We start from the raw sequence: 4,932 nt of genomic DNA, 5'->3' as shown, positions 1-4,932 counted from the left end.
GAAGAAAGCGATACAGGCGATGACGAAGTCGAAGAGCGGCGCACCGTAAGAAAATGGTGGCGACTCGCCCTCGCAGCTGATAGACACACGGATCAAAGAACTGGGTGATTGGCGAGGTGAGACGCTCGCTCACATCAGAAAGCTGATCAAAGAGGCCGACCCGGATGTGGTCGAAGAGTGGAAGTGGCGAGGCGTCCCGGTGTGGTATGACGCCGGAATGGTCTGCACCGGAGAGACCTACAAGAGCGTCGTGAAGATGACCTTCGCTAAAGGCGCATCGCTGGAAGACCCGGCCGGACTGTTCAACTCAAGCCTCGATGGCAACACCAGACGTGCCATCGATATCCATGAGGGCGACAAGATCAACGACAAGGCGTTGAAAGCGCTGATCCGCGCCGCAGTTGCGCTGAACAAGTCCTAGCCTGCGACACCGGGATTCGTCACAGTGACGCTTCTCCCCTGGCCCAGCCCTCAACGGCTACGAGATACATTGGCGCTCCGGCTGATTCACTAGGGCCGCTGTGGCAAGCCCGCCAGCCAGGTATCCGGGAGTAATTCCAGCAGCTGCCCATCTGGGTCGCGAATCATCGCCGACTGATCGGTAACGGTGCTCTCGACCACTGATCCCCCGTAGCTCTCCACGGTCGCCAACACGTCGGCCAGATCCGAAACCGATAGCGACAGATGGGTAAGCCCCAGCTGATCCATGGCACGTTCCGGGCCGGCCCGGAGGGCTCGGTGTGAGTAAGCGAGTAGCTCTAGCACGAAGCCGTCGCGGATAAGGTATGTCGCGCGCACACCGATCGGCTTGTTCAGTTGCAGCAGTTGGGCGGTGGCCTCGTCAGGCGGTTCCAGGTCCCACCAGAATTCGAATCCGAGCAGGCCCTCGTAGAAGCGACGCGACCGCGCGGTGTCGCTGACACACAGACCTACGTGATTGAAAACAGTTCGGTGGCTGACCATTACAGGCTCCAGGCGCGTAGGTGGCTAAACTTACAAAGATAGCGCGATAAGCTGCTAGCTTGGCGACGTTGGAAGGCTTTCTATGGGTGAAAACAACGTGCGTCCCGACGTCGCCGGCGACGTGATCGTGGATTTCGATCATCATTCCGACGAGTTCAACCTCAACGAACTCGCGATCAACGCCGAGCTGCGCCAAAAATGCCCGGTGGCGTGGAATGAGAACTACGGCGGATTCTGGTTCCTCACCAGCTACGACGCGGTAACCCAGGCCGCGCGGGACGGCGAGGTGTTCTCACACAAATACGAGCCGCATGCCGCCGACGGCGTCGACTATCAAGGCGAGATGGGCGTGCCGCGCCCCGATGGCCAACCTGCCCTGGGTATCGGCGAAGTCGACGGTCCGTACCACCAAGCCTTACGGCATGCCCTGGCTCCGTTCTTCTCACCCGGAGCCGTGCAAAAGATGCAGCCGTTCATGGAGCAATCGGCGCACTGGTTTCTCGATCAACGCATCGACGACGGGCAGATGGACCTCGTGCTCGACTATGCCAGCCCGGTTCCGGCGATCCTCACCATGAAACTGATGGGCCTGCCCTACGAGAACTGGCACATCTACGCCAACCTGTTTCACTCCGTGATGGCCGTGCCCCAGGACAGTCCCGAGTACACCAAGGCCATCGCTGAAGTCCCCGCGATGATGCAGGACGTTCTGGAGTTCGCAGCAGCTCGGCGAGCCGACGCCCGCGACGACCTGACCAGCTTTCTGATCCAGTTCGAATTCGACGGCAGAGGCCTCGATGACGCACAGTTGCTGAACATTCTTTGGAACCTCATTGCCGGCGGCGTCGACACCACGACCTCACAGACCGCGCTGACTTTGTTACACCTGGGCACCCACCCCGATTTGCGGCAACAGCTCATTGACCGCCCTGAGCTCCACCGCAGCGCGGCAGATGAATTTCTGCGCTACTTCTCGGTCAATCAGCAGCTGAGCCGCACAGTGACTCGCGATATCGTCGTTGGCGGACAGCATCTTCGGCGCAACGACCGGGTTGTCATCAGCTGGCTGGCCGCCAATCACGACGACCAGGAATTCGAGCGACCCGACGAAATCCTGATGGACCGTGCGCCCAACCGCCACGTCGCGTTCGGGCTTGGACCCCATCGGTGCATCGGATCCCATCTAGCCCGGCTGATGTCTCAGGTGATGGTAAAAGCCGTACTCGAGCGCATTCCCGACTACCGGGTCGACCTCGACGGAGTGCAACAATACCTCGGCAACCCGAGTATGACCGGCCTGGGCAAGCTACCGGTCACGTTCACGCCGGGTCTCTCACGTGGCACCGCCAAGCCCTAAGGACTATCCGATCCGAAGGGGAAATGGGTCGTGGGTGAAATCGATCCGCGCGGCAGGATTACTGACCGCGGTTGTTGTTCCAGATCCGAGAGCCGCCCAGGTGGTGTCTATCTTGAAGGCTTCTAGGTGGTTTCGCGACGTCGCATCGATTTGTGGATGAGGCCTTCGGGCTGACCTCAGCTTCAATCAGGTTGGTGCGCGGGGGATTCAGTCTTTGGTCGGGTGGAGGTGAAGCTTAGAAAGCGCGTCCGCATCCCCTGACGATCTTGGCCTGTAACAATCCCCTTGTTGCAGTCGCCCTGCCCCTACCGCCGCGATTGCTAATATGCGGGAGCCCTTTAGCATCGTGCCTCGGCCGGCTGTTCGGGCAAGTGCACCAGAAGGAGTCCCACCGCAGCGATGAGGAAGTTCTGCAGGGCGGCCGAGGTGGCATTGGCCTCCGTGTTCGCCCACATTCGGAACCACTCGCCCGCAAGCGTGAGAAAGCCGCCGAGGAACTGCAGCACCGCCATGGTCCACCCCATACTCGCCAGTCGCACAGCGGTATCGCGCACCGGGCGGCCCGCTACCACTCGCCACCACGCCACCGCGGCGGCCAGAAGGACGAATGCGATCAGGAATTCCCAGATAACGATGAGGATGTACACGATCCAAACAGCCGTCTCGCTGGTGATCGCATGCCAGTCGATCCCGGCGTGGTGAATGGTGTCCCGCATCGACAGCACCGCTGCGACGCCGCGGCGGTTGGTGTCGGTATCCACACAATTGTTGGCCGCGAGGATCAAATAGTACAGGCCGGTGATGCTCGCCAGAACCGCGAGCGCCGCGCGACGGCTGCCCGCCACTTCGAGAAAACCCTTGTCGCTCAGACCCATTTGTCCTCCCAGCTGGATGCGCCGTAACGGCGGCGATGCTACCCAATCGAGGGTCGGGCTGACAGGATTTGAACCCGCGACCACTTGACCACCCGAGGCGCATGGCCGCTTAGCAGCTGCCCCCTGGGGGAGAGAAATGGCCGGCGGGTGAAGGGCTGTGGCCGCTTGACGACAGTCAGTCAATCGCGCAGCGGGCGGCCCTGCGCGTCCGGCACTTTGCCGACCAGAATCATGATTCCGTCGATCAATGGCCAGATTCCGCCGATCCCGAACGTAAGCCAGGTGGCGGCGATCTGTGCGATCCCGATGCCCGTATAGCCGAGATAGAACCGCCCGGCACCAAAACCACCAAGCAAGATCCCCAGCAAACCACCTGCGGCCTTGCTCTTGTCCGACAGTGGCCGGCCATAGGCGTCCACTCCGTGGAACCCACCGGGCATTGGCTGTCCCTGGGGTGGATAAGACCCCGGCTGTGGGGCGTGCGGATAAGACCCAGGGTGGGAGCCCCAGGGGTCATTGGAGGGATATTGAGGCTCAGACCCTGTTGTCATGCCCACATGATCCGGCATCGAGCGGATTTTCGTCCGGTTACGGCAAAGTCGGCGTGACGGCCCACAATCGACGCGCGCGACCGGTGATCGCTCGCGATGGTCGGCGGGCCGCGACGTCCCCTCTACATGGACGAACCAGGCTAATAATTGCCGTTTTCGCAGCAGACTTGCACCGCGGACTTCGCCGAGGCGGATCATTCGAGACTGTGGCGCGGGCAATTCATGCCCGCTATGGCGTTATACAAGGCGGAAAGACAAAGCCGCCGGCGTGGTCGGAGCTGGAAAAATCTTTCATAGAATCCAACCGCAGCCAGGCGCGCCATATCGCGGTCAAGTTGAACGATATTGGGTGCCAGATCGTGCCGCTCTGCGACTGGGGCGCAATCGATTTCACGTTTACCGACGAAGAGATCGAGAAGGGCGCCGAAATGGAACACGACCGGTGGTGGGACGTAAGGCTCGTGGATCGCAGAGCGTCACCCATGATGCTGGTTCAGGGCTCAAATGGATCTTGCGCCACACAATACCGGTCTACGGTGATCTGCTCCGGGAAGCACCGCCGTGTCGATTTGCCGCTTATGACTAAGGGTGCGTTGAGTTCCAAATGTGCCAAAAGCCGTCATCGCCCGCCTCGCAGTACCAGTAGGGGTAGTGCGAGTCGTGGTGGGTCAAGCTCACATTCGGTGCCTCGGCCTCGCAACCCTCCTCGGTGGCGTATTTCAAATTTGTGATCTCTACATCGTCAGCGTGGGCCACCGCGGTGGCGGTCGCGAACATACCGCCAAACGCCAGCACGAAGCTGGCAACGATCTTCTTCATGAAAACTGTCTCCCTTCGACCCCCCGTGGATGTCCTGAAGCTACGCCGTCTCGCCTAACCGCGAGGCTATTCAGCAAAATGATAGAACGCTCAGGTATGCGACGATGTGACTTGACCTCGAGCGCCTCCGTCTGCGCCCCGGAATAACGGATAACACGATCAAATTCGTGTTATCCGGATGGGCGCTCCGATAGACCTCGATCAGCCATTCGGCGTCTACCTCAGGCTAATTCTGCATGGTCGACAGCGAGGCGTGGCCGAGCATCAGGGCCGAACGGCACCTCGGTAGTCGCGCCCGGGCCGCTTGCGGGCCGGCCCCGACCGAACCGGGCTTACGGCAGCCGACGACCATCGACAGCAAAGAAAT

At 60.7% G+C, this 4,932-nt stretch carries 6 protein-coding genes; 2 read left to right on the top strand and 4 right to left on the bottom strand.

Features of this window, described 5'->3' with window-relative positions; all coding sequences use genetic code 11:
* The first annotated feature begins 76 nt into the window (after positions 1-76).
* A complete protein-coding gene (locus tag WBF82_RS10845; protein WP_424383040.1) occupies positions 77-421 on the top strand; it encodes a DUF1801 domain-containing protein in 345 nt (114 codons plus the stop codon).
* Between the two features lie 89 nt (positions 422-510).
* On the opposite strand, the gene WBF82_RS10840 is transcribed toward WBF82_RS10845, so the two are convergent.
* Positions 511-963, bottom strand: a complete 453-nt coding sequence (locus WBF82_RS10840; RefSeq protein WP_424383039.1) for a VOC family protein — start codon at positions 961-963, stop codon at positions 511-513.
* A gap of 82 nt (positions 964-1,045) precedes the next feature.
* Here WBF82_RS10840 and WBF82_RS10835 point away from each other — a divergent pair, with 82 nt between their 5' ends.
* Entirely contained in the window at positions 1,046-2,320 is a 1,275-nt protein-coding gene (locus WBF82_RS10835) for a cytochrome P450 (RefSeq protein WP_424383038.1), read from the top strand.
* A 338-nt stretch (positions 2,321-2,658) separates the two neighbouring features.
* Here the strand turns inward: WBF82_RS10835 and WBF82_RS10830 are convergent, their stop codons facing one another.
* The 3 genes from WBF82_RS10830 to WBF82_RS10820 form a co-directional block, all read right to left on the bottom strand.
* Positions 2,659-3,195: a DUF2165 domain-containing protein gene (locus tag WBF82_RS10830; RefSeq protein WP_424383037.1), complete on the bottom strand. Its 537-nt coding sequence runs from the start codon at positions 3,193-3,195 to the stop codon at positions 2,659-2,661.
* A gap of 179 nt (positions 3,196-3,374) precedes the next feature.
* Positions 3,375-3,635 carry a TM2 domain-containing protein gene (locus WBF82_RS10825; protein ID WP_424383036.1) on the bottom strand — a complete coding sequence of 87 codons (261 nt, stop codon included), beginning with the start codon at positions 3,633-3,635 and terminating at the stop codon, positions 3,375-3,377.
* A gap of 693 nt (positions 3,636-4,328) precedes the next feature.
* On the bottom strand, positions 4,329-4,565 hold the full coding sequence (locus tag WBF82_RS10820) for a hypothetical protein (protein WP_424383035.1): 237 nt from the start codon (positions 4,563-4,565) through the stop codon (positions 4,329-4,331).
* Between the last annotated feature and the right edge of the window lie 367 nt (positions 4,566-4,932).

Origin of the sequence: Mycobacterium sp., from assembly GCF_049673265.1 — a bacterium.
GTDB lineage: Bacteria > Actinomycetota > Actinomycetes > Mycobacteriales > Mycobacteriaceae > Mycobacterium.
Note: the sequence above shows the minus strand (reverse complement) of the source record. Positions and strands in the feature narration are given on the sequence as shown.